This window comes from Marichromatium purpuratum 984, assembly GCF_000224005.2.
Lineage (GTDB): Bacteria > Pseudomonadota > Gammaproteobacteria > Chromatiales > Chromatiaceae > Marichromatium > Marichromatium purpuratum.
In genome coordinates, this window is sequence record NZ_CP007031.1 from 3,181,916 (window position 1) to 3,199,860 (window position 17,945).

The following is a 17,945-nucleotide window of genomic DNA, read 5'->3' on the forward strand; positions in this document are numbered from 1 at the left end:
GTTCAGGGTCTCCAGTCGCGCCAGGAGGCGGCCATGCGCTTGCGCCCGGGGATGCCCATCGAGTGGGCGTGACAGAGCGCGATGGCGAGCGCATCGGCCTCGTCCTCGCCGGGCGGGGTGTCCATGCTCAGCAGGATCTGCACCATGTGCTGAACCTGCGACTTCTGCGCCCCGCCGGTACCGACCACCGCCAGCTTGACCGACTTGGGGCTGTATTCGTGCACCGACAGCTCGCCGCGCAGCGCCGCGCACAGCGCCGCGCCGCGCGCCTGACCGAGCTTGAGCGCGGCGCTGGGATCGCGGGCGAAGATCAGCTGCTCGACGGCCAACTCGTGCGGACGATGATCGAGCACCAGCTGCTCGATCTCGTCGAAGATCAGTCGCAACCGGTCCGGCCAGGGGGCCTTGTCGACACGGATGCAACCGCTGGCCACGCGGCGGCTGTGGTGACCGTCGGTGTCGATGATGCCGTAGCCGGTGAAGCGCGAGCCCGGATCGATGCCGAGGATACGGTGCGCCAGACGCGGCGGGGCCGAGCGGGGGGCACGGGCCATGGCGTCAGCGCTCCCGGAGGCGCACCGGCTCAGGCATCGAGCGCCGCCATGATCTCGTCGGAGATCTCGGCGTTGTGATAGACCTCCTGGACGTCGTCGAGGTCCTCGAGCGTGTCGATCATCTTCAGCAGCTTCTCGGCGGTGTCGCGATCGAGTTCGGCCGAGGTCGAAGCGTTGAAGGTAACCTCGGCGACCTCGGTATCGAAGCCGGCGGCGATCAGTGCGTCCTTGACCTCGGAGAAGGCCTCAGGGGCGGTGATCACGTCGAGCGAGGCATCGTCGTTGGTGACCACGTCATCGGCCCCGGCCTCGATCGCCGCCTCCATCACCGCGTCCTCGTCGCTCCCCGGCTGGAAGCTGATGATCCCCTGCTTGGTAAACAGATAGGCCACCGAGCCGTCGGTGCCGAGGTTGCCGCCGTGCTTGGTGAAGGCGTGACGGACCTCGGAAGCGGTGCGGTTGCGGTTGTCGGACATGCAGTCGACCATCACCGCGACGCCACCCGGACCATAACCTTCGTAGCGGATCTCCTCGTAGTTGTCGCCCTCGGTGCCGCCGGCACCACGCTTGATCGCGCGCTCGACGGTATCGCGCGGCATGTTGGCGCCGAAGGCCTTGTCCATCGCCAAACGCAGGCGCGGATTGGCCGCCGGATCGCCGCCACCGGCGCGCGCCGCGACCGTGACCTCGCGGATCAGCTTGGTCCAGATCTTACCGCGACGCTTGTCCTGCGCGGCCTTGCGGTGCTTGATATTGGCCCATTTGCTGTGACCTGCCATCGATTGGGTTGCTCCTGAAGCTGAATACTGGGCCGATATTCTAACATTCGGCGCCGATCGGACGTTAAGCGCACCTCTGCGACGGACCATTCGAGTGCCACGCGAGGGGCGGAACTCAGCCCGCGAGACAAGCACGAATCGTGCGCTCTAAATCACTCCAGACTTAGGCTATACTCAGACGCGCAAACAGCTGGCTTCAGCCCGCCCGGCAGGGATCAGACACCCTCGCTCGCGGTATGACTCGCGACCTTGCGGGGTCGAGGCAATGCTTCGTTGCTTGCCGACAGAGAGCGAGGGCAATCAGACCCTTGCCACAGGATGATGTGATGCACACGCGCCGGAATCAGACTGACGATCCGTCGTCGCCCCTCCAGCCGGGCACTCCCAAGCCAAGGTATCCACGCCACATCCCTGTCTCCCGCCAGATGCGCGACACAGCGCCAGGAAGACCTCGCTCGTCACCGCAGCGAGTACACGTTACTTGTTACCGGACGGCTGACGCACCGCCCGGATGAGGCCGGTCCGAGTCTCCCGGCCATCCCCACAATGACAACGACAGTGAGAACGAAGATGTCGGGTTCCAGATCCTCTATGCGCGGCTTCACCCTGGTGGAGATGTCGCTGGTGCTGGTGGTGATCGGGCTGATCCTCGGCGCCGTATCCATCGGGCGCGACATGCAGCGCAGCGCCGAGTACGTGAAGATCAAGCAGAAGTTCGTCGACCAGTGGGTCTCGGCCTACAACAACCACTACTCGCGCACCGGAGTGGTGGTCGGCGACGACCAGACCGCGCCGCGCTACATGGTCAATGGCACCAACTACAACAGCGGCGCGACCTCGGGCTCGACCATCTCGGGCGGCGACATGTCGGGCGTCACCGCCCCCGGCGCGATCTGCGAGGGTGCGCGCCCGACCACCCAGGCCGCGGCCGGCGCCGGGCAGGCGGCCGACAGCAACGTCTCGCTGCATCAGCAGATGCTGCGCCACGGCATCCAGCTGCCGCCGGGACGTGCCGAGGGCTTCGAGGATCGCTACGTCTATCTCGACACCAACGGCAACCCGCAGGAGATCCAGATCTGCTTCCAGTGGAACCCACCCGGCGCAGCCAGCGGCGAGCCCTCGGGCAACGTCATGGTGATCACCGGGCTGACCCCGGACCTGGCGCGCGCGCTCGACCAGATGATCGACGGCAAGGCCGACGCCCGCGAGGGGGTGTTCCGCCAGGAGAACATCGGCGCACGCACTGGCAGCTCCCGGGTGCCGCAGAGCGAGTGGCAGGGCAACAACACCTTCGAGATCGCCGCGGCGAACCCCGACGAGGCCAGCGAGGGCGACCGCGAGGACGAGGACCAGGTGATGACCCTGGTCGCCCACTACAAGATGAACCAGTGACGCGCCCCGGCGTACCTCGGTGGAGTAACGCAATGCAGCAGCGCACCCCCGCCGCCCGGCGCGCACAGGGCGGCTTCACCCTGGTCGAGCTGACCGTGGTGCTGGTGGTCATCGGCATGATCCTCGGCGGCATCGCCATCTCCAAGGACATCGTCCGCGAGGCCCAGTCGAAGCGCATCTTCCAGTTCGTCACCGGCTGGAAGCGCGCCTACGACATCCACTTCCAGCGCACCGGCGTGGTGATCGGCGACAGCCAGATCGCCCCGACCTACATGGTCAGCGGCGCCGACGCCAGGCTCAACAACCGCTACGGCCAGGTCGCCGGCATCCCCGCCAACTACAGCCGCACCGGCCAGCGGCTGTGTCATGGGCAGGGCTACCCGGCCAACTCGGTCGGGCTCGGCGACCCCGCAGCGCTCTCCGAGCAGAACCTCCACCACCTGATGGAACGCGTCGGCATCGCCATGCCGGCCGGACGCGCCGAGGGGCAGGAGGACCGTTATCTCTACACCGACAGCAACGGCAACCCGGTGGAGGTGCAGATCTGCTTCCAGTGGAACCCCGACGGCACCGCCAGCGGCTCGGGCAACGTGATGGTGCTGCGCGGGCTCACCCCGGATCTGGCGCGCAGCCTCGACCAGATGATCGACGGTGCGCCGGACGCGCGCGAGGGCCGCTTCCGCGAGCAGACCACCCTGAGCAACCATACCCAGACCAACGTCCGTGAGCCCGGCTACGAATGGGGCGGCAACAACACCTTCCGTCGTGACAGCGGCCTCGCCGCCACCGCCGAGGACATCGGCGAGAACCGCGACGAGGACGCAGTGATGCTGCTGACCGCACACTGGCGGATGGACCAATGACCCGGATCTCGATCAGCGGCACCACCCAGACCGCGCTCACCCTCGGCGCGGCCCTGCTGCTGGCCGCCGGCTCCTGGTACGCGAGCAGCGCCCAACAGCGCTTGCAACAGGCCAGATACGACGACCAGAGCGCACGCCAGACGCTCTCCAGCGCCGCCGGTGGGCTGGCCACGCTGGAGCGCTGGGAGCAGGCGGCGGCCGACTTCGAGCGCTGGCGACCGGTGATCGAGGCGCAGTCACTGCGCCGTTCCGACTGGAGCGAGCGCCTGCTGCGGGTGGAGAACCGGATGCTCTCGCGCCAGCAGGTCGACGCCTATCTGCTGAGCACCGCGCCCGACGCCGACGGCTTCTTCATCACCGACGCGCTGAGCATCCGCGCCAATGGTGGCGAGCCGGGGTTGTTCACCCGCGATCAGGACGACGACGGTCCTCAGGCGCTGCAGTTCACCCTGCTCGGCACCTACTACTCCCGCTAACCCCGACCAGGAGTCCACCGTCATCAACTGGACCAAGGCAATCGATCTCGGTGGCCGCGCGCTGCGCATCGCCGAAGGGCGGGCGCAGCCGCTCGACCTCGACGCCCCGCCGACCACGCCGCTGTGGCTGCTCACCGACTACCAGGGCGCCGCCTTCGGGGTGATGTTGGTCAACAGCCGGGTCGCCGACATCGCCCCGATCATCGAAAAGCGCCTGCGCGATCAAGGCGAGATCGATGCCTATTCGCGGGTGATCGTCCATCAGCGAACCCGGCTGCGCGATGCCTACCGGGTGTTCTACACCGTGGTGCCACTCGACGTCTGGACCCGCTACCAGAAGCGCGTCAAGACCGGCGACCAGCATCAGGTGCTGATCCCCCTGGGCGCGGCGATGCTCGCCTGGACGCTGAGACGCGGGCGCGCCAGCCACCTGCTGGTGCTGCTCCAGCCCGACGACATCAGCTTCATGGTGGTGATCGACAAACAAGTGATGCTCGCCGAGCGCATGCCGGTGCTCGCCGGATCCGACCCGAACCTGGTCGCCGAGCGGCTTTACCGCCAGCTCAACGACCAGGGCTTCGGGCGCACCTATCCGCTGCCCCCCCACGCCACCCTGATCGGTCACGGCGAGTTCACCGAGGAGACCGGGGCGCGGCTGCTCGGCGCGCTGCAGCGACGCTTCCCGGGGATGGACTGGGGTCGTCTGGGCGCGACCTGTACCATCGATCACGACCCCGACTTCCAGAGCGCGCTGCCGGCGCTGATCGAGACCAGCAGCGAGGCCATCGCCGACGCCCCCCCGGCGCAGCGCGCGCAGCTGTTGCTGCTGTCGCTGCTGCCGTGGATGGGACTGAGCTTCCTGGTACTGGCCGCCGCGCTCGCCTGGCAGGGCGCGCGCTGGAGCGAGCAGGCGCGGACGCTCGAGCAACGGCTCGCCGAACAGCGCATCGTCGTCACCGATCTCGACGAAGTCGAGGCACGACTGCAACGCACCCACCAAGGTTCGCGCGCCACCGCCGAGCAGGCCGCCGACGTGCTCGCGCTGCTCGAGCTGCAGTCGCTGCGCGATCGCGTCCCGCCGCTGCCGCGACTGGTCCGCGATGTCCAGCGCAGCCTCCCCGAGGGGCTGGCGCTGCAGGAACTCTCGGTAGTGGTCGAGGACGGCGTGGCGATGGTCGTGCTCACCGGAAGCAGCGCGGCCTTCTACCCGACCATGGAGAAGGAGCGTCATCTGGTCGAGGCGCTCGGCCAGCGCGGCTATCGGGTCGTCGACCAGGCGATCCAAGCCGGCAACAGCGGTGAGAACACCTTCAGCCTCGCCGCGATCTGGCGCGGCGCGCGCGGGGAGGACAGCGACGACACGCCGGCAGCGCCGGGAGCCCGACCATGAACAAGATCACCACCCGCGTCTTCACCGGACTGATCGGCGCCGCACTGGTGGTGGCGATCGTGCCGCACCTCGACCAGTCGCGCCAGGCGTTCATCCAGCGCGGCTCGGCGCAACAGCTCGCGCGCATGGAGCATGAAATCGCCGCACACCTGCGGCTGCTCGAGCAACTCGAGGAACGGCTCGCCACAACCGGCCTGACCCCGCCCCCGGCCATGACCACGGATACCCTGCTGGCGCGCTCGGAACCGCAAGCGGCACCCCCTGCGCCACGGCGCGACGACAGTGGCACCGTCACTGCCGCGAGCGCCAGCGCACGCTCCAGGCTACTGGCGAGCGACACCAGCGCACGCGCCGCCAGCCGCGCCATGACGCCGCCACGGCCCGAGGATATCGAGCCCTGGTGGCTGGACTACGAGGTCGGCATGATCTACGCCGCGCGACACAACAGTCGCGCACTGGTCAACGGCCACCTGCTCGCCCCGGGCGAGGCGGTCGACGCGCGGGTGCAGCTGGTCGCCATCGAGTCGACGGCGGTGTGGCTCGATCGCGACGGCCAGCGCCGGCGCGTCGAGCTGCGCCTGGCCGAGGAGATGCTGACCCGCCCGGTGATCGCGCCGGACGCGGAGGTGCGATGAACGGCAAGCCGTGGCGCATCGCCGAGGAGCGCGCATGAACAACACCTATCAGTGGTCCCGGCTGGCGCTGGCGATCGTGCTCGGCGTGGTCACCGGCCTCGCGCTGTGGTGGATCTTCACCCCGCCGCGCGACCTCGAGGCGCTCGAGGCGCTCCATCGCGCGCCACCACCGGCGATCGCGGTGGTGCCGCCGCGCCCGCCCGAGACGGTGGTGACGCGGATCCCCGAACCGCCACCGCCGCCACCCCTGCCCGAGGACGCGCCGCCGCAGCTCGAAGCGCTGATGGCACGCTATCGCGCGCTCAGCGACGCCGGGCGCCGGGCACAGCAACCCCAGCCACAGACGGCCGACCTCGCACCCACCCCTGCGACCGAGCAGCCTGTTGCGCCGACGAGCACGCCACCCGCCGTCGAGCCTCCCGCACCGCCGGACGATGACACCGAGACACGGGTGGCGCGGCTGCGCGACGAACTCATCGCCTACAGCCAGCGCGGGCGCTCGGGCGAGCCACCGGCGCTCGGCGAGCTTGCCGGGATGATCGAGGCGCTCGACGACAGCCTGCGCGAGCGGGGACGCGACAGCGTGCTCGACCTCGAGGCACTGGCCGGGATACTGCGCACCTCCGAGCGCATGGTCGAACTCAACGGCCTGATCCAGCGCGAGGCGGCCCGCGGCGAGCAGGCCGACATCGCGCAGCTGCGCCAATACACCAGCGAGCTTGAATCCCTGGCGCCACAGCTCAACCGCCCGGTGGTCGATCTCTCGTCGCTGCGCGACCGCGACCATGACTAACCCGCACCGCAACCGCGGTCTCTCCACCCTGGAGATGGCCTTCGTGCTAGTGATCACCGGGCTGCTGGTGGCGATCAGCGTCGGGCGCGCATCGCTGCCGAACTACCCGCGCGACGGCAGCGACGCCCAGGCCCTCGCCGCGCTGCAGCGCGAGGTCTTCGACGCCGTGCTCGAGTACGCGCGGCGCTATCATCGCCTGCCCTGCGCCGATGGCAACATCGCCGCCGGGCTCGACCCCGACGGGCGCGAGGGCGCGGGCGATCAGGGTTGCGGCGACGTCTCCGCCAACCGGCTTGGCCATGTCCCCTTCCGCACCCTCGGGCTGGAGGCCCCCAGCGCCGACGAGGCCCGGCTCTACACCCGACTGCGTTACGCCGTCTATCGCAGTGGCGCGGTCGACCTGACCAGCGCCCAGCCACCGTCGTGGCAGCAGGACGCCGCCCCGCGCATGCTCCCCGGCGACGGCCCCTATGCCGGGCGCGGCGCCTTCCTGCGCGCGCTGCGCCTCGCCGCCGCGCAGCCGCGCGACGACACCAACCCCTACCTGACCGGTGACGACGGCCCGCTGGGCACGCTCGACTGTGTCGGCAACAAGCGACCCAATGTCGCCTTCCTGGTGCTCGGCGCCGGGGTGCGCGACGCCGACCGCGACGGCGATCTGTTCGACGGCCCGCACACCCCGCTGACCATCAACTCGCGCTGCTTCGCCGCCCCCGCCACCCCGACGACCGAACACTATGACGACACCGTGATCGCGATCGGCTTCGACCGGCTGGCCGGCGAGCTGCTGACGGTGGGGCGTCGCTGACCCGGTCCGAGAGACCCCGCAACGAATCGTTCTGCCCTGGAAAACCATGCACATGATCAACAACACGGCGCCCCTGATCGCCCTCGCGCTCATCTTCCTCAGCGGCTGCTCCGGGCCGGCCAAGGTCGACCTCGATCGCACCGTCGACATCGACGAGGAGTCCCAGCGCGCGTTGCAGGAGCGCCTGGTGGCCGAGTCGCGCAAGCTCAGCGCCTTGCAGCGTTCGCTGCAGGAGCGGGTCGAGGAGCGCTCGGTCGCCCCGCCGCCGCCACCGATCGCGCCGCGCTACAACCCGCTCGACGCCATCCGCGTGACCCTGGTGGTGGAGGAGACCGACGCACGCAGCATCCTCCAGGCAGTGGCGCGCCAGGCCGAACTCAGCCTGGCGCTGCCCGACTCGCTCGGCAGCCAGCCACGCTATCTCACCCTGGAGCTGCGCGACATGCCCGCCTCCAAGGTGCTGCAGGTAGTGCTCGACAAGATCGACATGTCGGCGCGAATCAACGACCGCTTGATCGAGGTCTACGAGCACGAGAGTCGGGTGTTCCACCTCGGCTTCCTGCAGACCGTCTCGACGGCCAGCTTCAACGCCGGCGGCGACGTCTTCGGCGCCAGCGCCATGAACGACATCGGCAGCAGCAGCAACAGCGGCAGCAGCGGCTCCTCGGGGATCACCAGCAGCTTCCAGCTCGACGGGCGCAACACCAACACCGCCGACCCCTACGACCAGATCGAGGCGATGCTCGGGGTGATCCTCGGCACCACCCCCGGCGTCGTCGACCCGGCCACCGCCCAGGGGTCGAACTACACCCTCAACCGCAACACCGGGGTGCTCTTCGTCCGTGCCCGGCCCTCGCAGCTCGAGGCCATCGACGACCTCATCTCGCGCTACAAGCGGGTGATGCAGCGCCAAGTGCTGATCGAGGCGCAGCTGATCGATGTCGAACTCAGCGACAAGTTCCGCTTCGGCGTCAACTGGTCGCAGCTCGAGAGCAACATCGCCGCGCTCTACGGCCCCGAGGCCATCGGTCTCGGCTCGATCGACTCGGCCCTGCCCAACGAGGGCGGCATCGGGCGCGCCATCACCATCCCCGGCACCAGCATCGGCGACAGCGGCAACCCGGGGCTGGGACTGGTCGCCGGCAACGACAACTACAGCGTCGCGGTCAACCTGCTGCGCACCTTCGGCAACGTCCACGTACTCTCCAACCCCTCGCTGCGAGTCAAGAACACCCAGCCGGCACTGGTCAGCGTCGGCAGCAACTCGAGCTTCCTCAAGGAGGTCTCGCGCACCTCGCTGGGCACCGCCGACAACCCCGAGAGCACCTGGGAGACCAAGACCGGCAATGTCTTCGACGGCGTGCTGCTCGGGGTCATCCCCTTCATCGCCGACGACGGCACCATCAGCCTGGTGATCAACCCGATGCAGACCCAGGTCGAACCGGGCAGCACCGACCCGGTCGACATCGGCAACGACCAGTCGATCTCGCTGCCCAAGGTCAGCTTCAAGGGCATGACCACCTCGCTGAACATGCGCGACGGCGACCTGGTGATCCTCGGCGGCATGATCAGCGAGACCGGCAGCCGCTCGAAGGACGGCATCCCGCCGTTCACCGAGATCCCCGGGGTCGAATACCTGTTCGGCGGGCGCGGTCACTCCACCACCGCCCGCGAGCTGGTCATCGCGCTGCGCGTCACCCTGCTATGAGCCTGATCTTCACCAGTCTGCGCGCGCGCGAGGCCCCGCACCTGAACGCCCTGGGCGATACCGCGCAACGCCGACGTGGCTGGCTACTCGGCATCGCCGGCATGGCACTGGTCGGCGCCGGCGTACTGCTGTGGCCACTGGCCGGCAGCCAGCTGACAGACCCCGTGCCACCGCCGTCACTGGCAATCGCGACCCCGGTACCGGCACCGCCGACGGAGACGTACGCGCCGCGCGGACCGTCCTCCACCCCCTTGCCGACACCCGAGCAGACGTCGGTGATCGACCCCGTGCCGACGCCGGACAGCGAGACGATCGAATCACCGCTGTTCGACGCGCCCGACCCGGCACTGCTGGCGATGCGTCAGATCGCCGCCGACTTCACCCGCGCCTGCGCGGCCGATCAGCTCGACGAGGCCGACCAGCTGCTTGCCCAGGCCGAGGCGATGATCGGCCCGGACAGTCTGGCAGCGGTGCGCATGCGTGCCTTCCTGCAGCTGCGCCGCGGCGAGCTGGAGGCCGCGCGCCGGACCTATCAGGAGGTACTCGGCTACGACGCCGACGACCTCGAGGCCAATCTCAATCTCGCCGCCATCGACTGGCGCGAGGGCGCGCTCGCCGAGGCGAGACAGCGGGTCGCGCGTCTCTACAGCCGCCACCCGAACAACCCTGACGTCAGACAGCACCACGATGCCTACAGCCACTGAGCGCGACCCCGTCCCCGGCGGCGCGCCGCCCTATCTCGACGAGCTGGGGCTGAGTCGCGACCCCTTCCCGGTGACGCCGACCGAGACCCGCTTCTTCCCCAGTCGGCAGACCTATCAGGGCTATCGCGAGCTGCTGCACCTGATCGAGCGGCGCAAGGGCTTCATGCTGGTCACCGGCGAGGTCGGGATCGGCAAGACCACACTGATGCGACGGCTGATGCGCGAACTCGAGGCCGCCGGCGAGCGGGTCGCGCTGATCCTCCACGGCGTCCCCCAGGAGCGCGAGCTGATCGCCGCGATCCACCGCGGCTTCGGGCTCGCCGAGCTGCCGCCGCCGCAGCTCGGCATCCAGCCCTACTTCGAGGCCCTGCATCACTTCTTCCGCGCCGAGCAGGCCGCCGGGCGCAACTGCGTGCTGATCCTCGACGACGCCCAAAACCTCGACGCCGCGACCCTCGAGCTGGTGCGCCAGCTCTCCAACCTCGAGACCAGCGACACCAAGCTGGTGCAGGTGGTGCTGGTCGCCCAGCCCGAGATCCTCGGCCTGCTCGGACGCTTCGAGATGCGGCCGCTCAACAGCCGCATCACCCTGCACGTCCATCTCGCCCCGCTCAGCCGGGCCGAGACCCGGGGCTATGTGCTCAACCGGCTCGACCAGGCCGGCGCGGCCCAGCGCATCACGCTCGATCGCGCGGCGCTGCGCCTGCTGCACCGGGCCAGCGGCGGTCTGCCCAGACGCATCAACCTGATCATGGATCGCTGTCTCTACGGTCTGCTCCATCAGCCACGTCTGCGCATCGACCAACGGCTGATGCGGCTGGCCGTCGCCGAGGCCGATACCGGGTTGCGGACCCTGCCGGCGCACCGCACCAGCGCCCCGCGCTGGCGTCTCGCGCTGCTGCTGACACTGCTGCTCGCCGCGCTCGTCAGCCTCGGCTGGAGCCGTCAGCAACAACTCCGACCCTGGCTGGAGACACAGCTCGCGGCACTCGGCGCGCACCTGCCCAGCGCGGACGCCGGGGCGACGGCGCAACAGGGCGTCACGACCGACGCGAGACCGACGGCCGACGCCGACGCTGACGCTGACGCTGACGCCACGATGAGCATGCGCGAACCTCCGACCAGCCCTGCCGACAGCGGCGCGCCGCCGAGCGCGCCCGCCGTCGCCGGCGCGACGGGCGCCGATCTCGCGACCCTGATCGCCGCCTACCCGAGACTGTTCGGTCTCGACGACGGCGCCACCGATGAGGCCGACGACGAGGCGATGTGGGTCGCCTGGCGCAGTCGCGACACGATCACCGAGAACTGTCAGGGGCGGCCTGCGCTCGAACTCGACGACGGCGAGCGGCTGTCCTTCTATCGCACCGCGATCGCCGCCACCCAGCCGACCTTCGGCGAGCGCTCGCACGCCGCGCGCCTGCTCCAGGCGCGGCTCGCCGCGCTCGGCCACCTCGCCCCCAACGCCGTCGACGGCATCATGGGCAGCTCGACCCTGGCGGCGCTGCGCGCCTTCCAGTCCGCCCAGGGCCTAGCCGCGACCGGGGTGGTCGATCCGCCGACCCGGTATCGGCTGAGCTGCCCCTCGCCCTGAGTCGCGCCATGCACTATTTCCTCTATCGCTATGCCGACGACCTCGGCCGCCCCGGATGGCGGTTGGAGAAGTTCCAGTTCGGCGACGCCCTGACCGCGCGCGCGGTGATCGAGCAGCGTCACGACGACACCGTGCTGCGGCTGTGGCGCCTGCCCGGGCCGGCCAGCGGACTGATCGACCTGATGATCGGCCTGACCCGCCGCCCGGTGCCCGCCGAGGTGCTCGCCGAGTTCCTCCACAACCTCGGGGTGATGCTGCGCTGCGGCCTGCCGATCGACCAGGCGCTGGTCGAGCTGCGCGAGGAGAACCGGCGCAGCCCGATGGCGCGGGTGATCAACGAACTCCACATCGGGGTCAGCGGCGGCAGCGCGCTGAGCGCGGTGATGGAACGACATCGCGAGATCATCCCCGGCACCGTGCTGTCGCTGATCGCCATCGGCGAGCAGTCGGGCAACCTCGACCGGGTGCTGCTCGACGGCGCGGCGCACCTCAACCGGGTGCGCGGCATCCGTCAGGATGTGCAGAAGGCGTTGATCTATCCGGTCTTCGTCACCCTGGTGGTGCTGCTCGCCGCGCTGTTCTGGATCGACTACGTACTGCCCAACCTCCAGCAGATGTTCCTGCAGATGAACGCCCATCTGCCGGCGCTGACGATCAAGGCGATGGCGGTCGCCGGCTGGCTACAGCGGCTGATCGAGGACTGGTTCTGGGCGCTGCTCGCGGGCCTGGCGCTGAGCATCCTGCTCGTCACCCGCACCACCTGGCTGCGCCAGCGGCTCTACGCGCTGCTGTGGCGGTTGCCGATCTCGGGGCGGCTGATCCGCGACTCGGCGCTGGCCTTCATGACCGAGTACCTGAGCCTGCTGATCCGCGCCGGGGTCAACCTCAGCGAGGCGCTGGCGGTGCTCGAGGAGGCGATGCGCAACCCGCACTATCGCGGCCACCTGCAGCGGGTGCGCGAGGGCATCCGCAACGGCAGCCGGCTCAGCGACGAACTCCAGGCCACCGGCGTCTTCCCGCGCCTGATGATCCGTCTGGTGAGCGTCGGCGAGCAGTCGGGCAACCTCGACGAGCAGCTCGACTATCTCGCCGTCGAGTACCGCCGCCGTCTGCACCACACCGTCGACTCCCTGGCCGAGATCCTCAAGCCGCTGATGATCTCGATCGCCGGCGTCTTCTTCATCTTCGTGGTGGCCGTGTTCCTGCTCCCGGTCTACCAGTTGATCTCGCAGACCACCATGTACTGAGTACCGACCCAGGCCGCGCCATGACCCCAGCACACTCGCACTCCAGCCCCCAGCCCCCCCGAGCGCGCGCCCCCGAGCGCGGCTTCGGGCTGATCGAGATGCTGCTGATCCTGACCTTCACCGCCAGCGCCATCTGGGGGGTGATGTATCTCACCCAGCAGACCCGCGACCGCAACGCCGAGGTCAAGGGGCAGACGCTGCTCGAACTCGCCGATCGGCAGTTGCTGCAGTTCATGGTGCGCGAACGCCGCCTGCCCTGTCCCGACGGCGACGGCGACGGCCACGAGGACTGCGCCGTCGACAAGGGCTACCTGCCCTACCGCACCCTGGGGATGGCCGCCGGCACCTACTCCGCCGGCGAGGTGCCGCTGCTCTACGGCGTCTATCGCGACAGCGCCGGCATCGACCTCACCCGCCACGACCACTTCTTCCACCCGCGCAACAGCGACGGCACCGAGTACCCCTTCACCGACGGCGCCGGGCACATCAACCTGCTCGACTACTGCATGGCCCTCGACACCGCCGCCGGCACGGCGCTCGACACCGAGCTGCTGCACACCGAGGCGAGCGACGGGGCGCGACACAACGTCGCCTATGCGCTCGCCGTCCCCGGCCGGCTCAACGCCGACGGCCAGGGCAGCGACACCCTGGGGCTCTACGACGGGCTCAATCAGGACCTCGATCGCCCGGTGTTCCACGCCCCCGGTACCCCGCTCACTCGCAACCGCTACGACGACTCGACCCTGGTACGCGGCTTCGCCGAGGTCGAAGGGGTGCTCACCTGCGACATCGTACGCCGCAGCCTCAACCTGATGGCCGACGCGCTCGCCGTCCAGCAAGAGGTCTGCGACTTCACCAACTCGAACGTCGAGTCGGCCTTCCTCGGCACCGTCCTCGCCGGGGTCGGCACCGCGCGCAGCGCGGTCGACATCTATTCCACCGGGACCGGAATCGGTGCGGCCACCGAACAGGTCACCGAGTCCAGCGTGCAGATCGCCCGCTCGGCGGCGACCTGCATCCCGCCCTTCGTGCTGCCCGGCTGCGTCACCCTGCCGATCCACACCGCCGCCCTGGTGCTCGCCTCGACCGGGACCGGACTGGCCTCGGCCGCACTGGCTCTGTCCTCGGTCACCACGGCCGCAGCAGGCGTCTACACCGTCCAGTACGGGCTCATCTACGACAAGATCAAGGCCGGCTGCGATGCCGAATTCACCCCGCCAGAGGCCCCCGCGCCCGACTTCGGCGACAAGATCGCCGAACTCGGCGACGACCTCGCCCAGGCACGCGCCGACCTCGCCGCGGCGCGCATCCCCCGCGATGCCGCACAGACCGAGATGGAGCAACAACAGAGCGAGTGGGACGCGGCCACCGCCGCGATCCAGCCCAGGCTCGACGCCATGAACGCACGCATCCCCGAACAGCTGGCGCCTTGGCTCGAACGCCTCGGCGACCTCGACCCCGACCTCGGCGCCGACCCCGCCGTCGAGGCCTGCATGCAGCAACAGATCGAGGGCGGCGCCACGCTCGAGGACGCCCGCGCCACCTGCGGCATCACTCAGGAGGAGGATCCCGACGAACCGGGCATGATCATCGCGCTCAACGGCCATGTCACCGCGGTGGAGGCCGAGATCAACGCCCAGCGCATGATCGACATCAGCCAGGAGCCGTGCGAGACCGGCAAGGCCAATGGCGCGACGCTCGACGACGCCGCCCGCGACAGCTTCTGCTCGACGCTCGCCGCCGGACGTGACGCCAGGGCCGACGCCCGCGCCCAGCAGACCGAGACGCTCGCCCAAGCCGATGCCCAGAAGACCTGGCTCGAGCAGGAGGCCGACAAATTCAAGACCTATGACGCCGCGCTGATCGACGAGTACGCCGCGCGCCAGTCCCACCTCACCGCGCGCACCGCACTGGGCAGCGCGATCCAGGCGGTGCTCGCCGACACCGGCATCTGCAGCGGCGCCTCGAGCACCGATTGCGACACCCTGCGCAACCAGATCAACGCCGCGCCCGAGAGCACCGACTACACCGCCATCGGCAGCGCACTCACCAACCTGAAGGGCGCCTGCGGCGACTGTCAGAAGGTCAAGGACGCCGCCGCGCTCCGCCCCGCCGCGGCCACCACCCAGCAGACCTGGGTCAGCGCGCTCAACACACTCAAGGGCGCCGGTCTCGCGCTCGAACCGCCGAAGACCGACGGCTTCGGCGACGGCGGCATGTGCGACGACACCCAGCCCTGTGACCTCGCGCAACACATCCAGACCCTCTACGACCGCTATCTCGCGCTCGGCAATGCCCAGATCGCGCTGAACCAGGCACAGATCGAGGTCGATCGCCTGACCGACGAGGTCACCAACCTGGAGCAGGAGATCGAGGGCTATCGCTGCGCCGAGCAGGGCAAGCAGTACGACCCGGACAGCGGCCAGTGCATCGCCCGGGTCGAGCCGGACCCGGGCGCGATCGGCGCCGACCCCGACCCGGACCTGCCCGACGAGTTCGACGACGTCGAGGCCCCCAGCGCGCTGCCCGATCGCTTCGAGAGCGAGGCCGGACTCGAGATCCTGGGCACCGCCGACGAACTGGGGACGGGACGATGAACACCAAGGACCGCGGCTTCACCCTGGTCGAGATGTCGGTGGCACTGCTGGTTGGCGGGCTGACCTTCATGGCTATGCCGCCACTGCTCGAGGCGCTTGGCGAACTCGATCGCGCCAAGCGTCCGGAGGGCAGTCTCAAGCGGGTGCGCGAGGCGCTGATCGGCCATCTCGTCAGCCACGACCGACTGCCCTGCCCGGCGACGAGCGCGGCCAGCGGCGAGGCCGCAGCCGCCTGTGGCGGCGAGGTGGCGAGCGGCTTCGTGCCCTATCGCACCCTCGGGCTGACCGAGCCGCCGCGTAACCCCCAGGGCTTCGCGTTGCGCTACGCCGTCGCCGGCATGCTCACCGAGCCGACCGAGCGCTTCCACCCACGACTCCCCGCCGCCGCCGGCTGGACCACCCCCGGCCCGTGGAACCCGAGCACCAACGAGAGCGGTATCGGCCAGCCCTCGGGCAGCGCGCCACCGGCCTACAGTCCACCCACCCCGGGGATCAACGGTCTCGATCTCTGCGTGGCACTGGTCGAGGGCGCCCGCGAGACCCCGGCGGGGATGCTCGCGGTGCGCGCCCTCGAGCGGCCCGACACCCAGGTGCGGATGGCGGTGGTGCTGATCGACCCCGGCGCCGACGGGGTCCTCGACAGCGACAACCGGGCCACGCCATTCGCCTCCCCCGGGCGGCGCGAACGCGACGCCCCGCCGGTCTACGACGACCGCGTCGCGGCGCTCGGCTTGACCACGCTGGCCGCGCTGCTCGACTGTCCCCGACTGATCGCACGAGTCAACGCCTCGGCGCGCGACGCCTATGCTGCCGACGACCTCGCCCGCGCCCAGCAATGGTTCGAGCACTTCCGTCGCTTCGGCTACGAGATCCGTCACGACAACCTCGACCACGCCGAGACGGCCCAGGATCATGCCATCGGCAGCGCGGTGTTCGACGTCACCGGCAACCTCATCGGCACCGGTGATGCATTGGCTACGGCCACCGGTGCCGCGGCCAAGGGCGGGGCGATCGCGTTGAGCGCCTATGCGATAGGCATGGCCGCTTACTCGATCACCACCGGGGCGCAGGACATCGCCGAGAAGAAGGAGGAGAAGGCGACTGCGCTGGAGCAGGCGCGTAACGCGCGCGACAACCTGCTGGAGGTGATCGACGATCGCAACACACGGGTCAACAACACCATGACCCTGGAACGACGCGGCTGGTACCAATGAATGCTTATCAACAAAAGGGCCTGAGCCTGATCGAGCTGTCGGTGGCGATGCTCGCGCTCGGCGCGGTGGCGATGCTCGCGGTCAAGCTGCTGCCGGCGACCCGCGAGGCGGTGCGTGAGTCCGAGGTCGCCCCACGCGTCGTCAGCACCCATGCCGCCCTCGAGGGCTTCGCCTTCGTCCATGCCCGTCTGCCCTGGGCGGACGCCGACGGCGACGGTCACGAGGACGAGGACACCACCATCGGCCTGCTGCCCTATGTCGATCTCGGGCTCGGCGCGCCGCTGCGCAATGCCAGCGACTACGACTTCCTCTATGCCGTCTATGTCCGCCCGGACAGCGCCGACCCGCGCCTCGATACCGCGCTGACCGTCCGGCGCGACCGCCTCCACCCCTATCTCGCCGCGGGCCTGCCGCCGACCGGCGCGCCGCGCGCGCTCGGCGTGGCCAACAGCCTCGATCTCTGTCAGGCGCTCGGCACCGCACAGGACCAGACTTTCTCGACCGACCATGTGCACATCGCCTCGAGTACGGCGCAGGAGCACGTCGCCTATCTGCTGGTCGACCCCGGGACCGCCGATCGCGATGCCGACGGCTCGCTATTCGATGGCCGCAACTCGCCGAACGCCGCCACCCGCACCGCCTTCGAGCACCCCACCAGCCCGATTTCGGCGAGCAACGACGACCGGGTACACGTGCGCTATTTCAACGAGCTGCGCGAGCGCATGGGCTGCACCGGAGTGATCGCGGCGAGTGGACACGCCCATCCCAACGTCGAGACCACGCTGGCGATCTTCCGCCAGGCTGCACGCGACTATCGCGAGCAGCTCAAGGTGGTCAAGGAGATGGCCAGCGCCGACGTCCTCGGCGGCGCCTCCGACGTCGCCGCCGCCGCCTCCGGGATTGCCAGCGCCAGCGCCTCGCTGACCGTGGCCATCGCCGCTACCATGAACAGCTACGGCGCCAAGTCGGGTGCCGTCGCAGTGGCCACCGCCGGCGTCGCCGCCGCCGCCGGCGGGGCGGTGTTCGCCGCCATGGCGCTGGCCGAGAAGGTCGAGATCGAGGACGAGGTCGAGGACCGTCTCGACGAACTCGACGACCTCATCGACAACCAGCTCGACCCACTCTACGACTCCGTCAGGAACAATGTCCGCGCCCAGGACGCACTGGGCGTCTTCGATGACCAGCACCCGTGAC

At 69.6% G+C, this 17,945-nt stretch carries 16 protein-coding genes; 14 read left to right on the top strand and 2 right to left on the bottom strand.

Annotation, left to right across the window (positions count from 1 at the left end):
- Nucleotides 1–2 precede the first annotated feature (2 nt).
- Together ruvC and MARPU_RS13810 are read right to left on the bottom strand one after the other, a co-directional pair.
- Nucleotides 3–554, bottom strand: coding sequence for a crossover junction endodeoxyribonuclease RuvC (gene ruvC, locus MARPU_RS13805; RefSeq protein WP_005221171.1), 552 nt, complete (start codon nt 552–554; stop codon nt 3–5).
- A 29-nt stretch (nt 555–583) separates the two neighbouring features.
- Entirely contained in the window at nt 584–1,333 is a 750-nt protein-coding gene (locus MARPU_RS13810; protein WP_005221170.1) for a YebC/PmpR family DNA-binding transcriptional regulator, read from the bottom strand.
- 570 nt (nt 1,334–1,903) lie between these two features.
- On the opposite strand from MARPU_RS13810, the gene MARPU_RS13815 reads away from it, so the two are divergent.
- From MARPU_RS13815 to MARPU_RS13880, 14 genes are read left to right on the top strand one after another with little or no spacing between them, the layout of a single operon-like run.
- On the top strand, nt 1,904–2,725 hold the full coding sequence (locus MARPU_RS13815) for a type II secretion system protein (protein WP_005221169.1): 822 nt from the start codon (nt 1,904–1,906) through the stop codon (nt 2,723–2,725).
- Between the two features lie 32 nt (nt 2,726–2,757).
- Nucleotides 2,758–3,588 carry a prepilin-type N-terminal cleavage/methylation domain-containing protein gene (locus MARPU_RS13820; protein ID WP_005221168.1) on the top strand — a complete coding sequence of 277 codons (831 nt, stop codon included), beginning with the start codon at nt 2,758–2,760 and terminating at the stop codon, nt 3,586–3,588.
- Complete coding sequence (locus tag MARPU_RS13825; protein ID WP_005221167.1) at nt 3,585–4,064, top strand: hypothetical protein; 480 nt, start codon at nt 3,585–3,587, stop codon at nt 4,062–4,064. Before MARPU_RS13820 ends, MARPU_RS13825 begins: the two co-directional genes overlap by 4 nt.
- Entirely contained in the window at nt 3,970–5,454 is a 1,485-nt protein-coding gene (locus MARPU_RS13830) for a hypothetical protein (RefSeq protein WP_156929288.1), read from the top strand. Before MARPU_RS13825 ends, MARPU_RS13830 begins: the two co-directional genes overlap by 95 nt.
- Complete coding sequence (locus tag MARPU_RS13835) at nt 5,451–6,089, top strand: hypothetical protein (RefSeq protein ID WP_005221163.1); 639 nt, start codon at nt 5,451–5,453, stop codon at nt 6,087–6,089. Before MARPU_RS13830 ends, MARPU_RS13835 begins: the two co-directional genes overlap by 4 nt.
- Before the next feature lie 34 nt (nt 6,090–6,123).
- The gene (locus MARPU_RS13840) at nt 6,124–6,882 is read left to right on the top strand and encodes a hypothetical protein (RefSeq protein WP_005221161.1); all 759 of its coding nucleotides are present in this window, start codon (nt 6,124–6,126) and stop codon (nt 6,880–6,882) included.
- A complete protein-coding gene (locus tag MARPU_RS16825) occupies nt 6,875–7,690 on the top strand; it encodes a pilus assembly FimT family protein (protein ID WP_005221159.1) in 816 nt (271 codons plus the stop codon). Before MARPU_RS13840 ends, MARPU_RS16825 begins: the two co-directional genes overlap by 8 nt.
- Before the next feature lie 52 nt (nt 7,691–7,742).
- Nucleotides 7,743–9,398 carry a pilus (MSHA type) biogenesis protein MshL gene (gene mshL / locus MARPU_RS13850; protein ID WP_025275362.1) on the top strand — a complete coding sequence of 552 codons (1,656 nt, stop codon included), beginning with the start codon at nt 7,743–7,745 and terminating at the stop codon, nt 9,396–9,398.
- On the top strand, nt 9,395–10,102 hold the full coding sequence (locus MARPU_RS13855; RefSeq protein ID WP_005221155.1) for a tetratricopeptide repeat protein: 708 nt from the start codon (nt 9,395–9,397) through the stop codon (nt 10,100–10,102). The genes mshL and MARPU_RS13855 overlap by 4 nt, the downstream gene beginning before the upstream one ends.
- Nucleotides 10,086–11,693, top strand: a complete 1,608-nt coding sequence (locus MARPU_RS16830; RefSeq protein ID WP_005221152.1) for an ExeA family protein — start codon at nt 10,086–10,088, stop codon at nt 11,691–11,693. The genes MARPU_RS13855 and MARPU_RS16830 overlap by 17 nt, the downstream gene beginning before the upstream one ends.
- 8 nt (nt 11,694–11,701) lie before the next feature.
- Nucleotides 11,702–12,940, top strand: a complete 1,239-nt coding sequence (locus tag MARPU_RS13865) for a type II secretion system F family protein (RefSeq protein ID WP_005221148.1) — start codon at nt 11,702–11,704, stop codon at nt 12,938–12,940.
- Between the two features lie 20 nt (nt 12,941–12,960).
- Nucleotides 12,961–15,537: a PulJ/GspJ family protein gene (locus MARPU_RS13870; protein WP_005221146.1), complete on the top strand. Its 2,577-nt coding sequence runs from the start codon at nt 12,961–12,963 to the stop codon at nt 15,535–15,537.
- On the top strand, nt 15,534–16,751 hold the full coding sequence (locus MARPU_RS13875; protein WP_005221145.1) for a type II secretion system protein: 1,218 nt from the start codon (nt 15,534–15,536) through the stop codon (nt 16,749–16,751). The genes MARPU_RS13870 and MARPU_RS13875 overlap by 4 nt, the downstream gene beginning before the upstream one ends.
- Nucleotides 16,748–17,944 carry a type II secretion system protein gene (locus MARPU_RS13880; protein ID WP_005221144.1) on the top strand — a complete coding sequence of 399 codons (1,197 nt, stop codon included), beginning with the start codon at nt 16,748–16,750 and terminating at the stop codon, nt 17,942–17,944. The genes MARPU_RS13875 and MARPU_RS13880 overlap by 4 nt, the downstream gene beginning before the upstream one ends.
- The last annotated feature ends 1 nt before the right edge of the window (nt 17,945 follow it).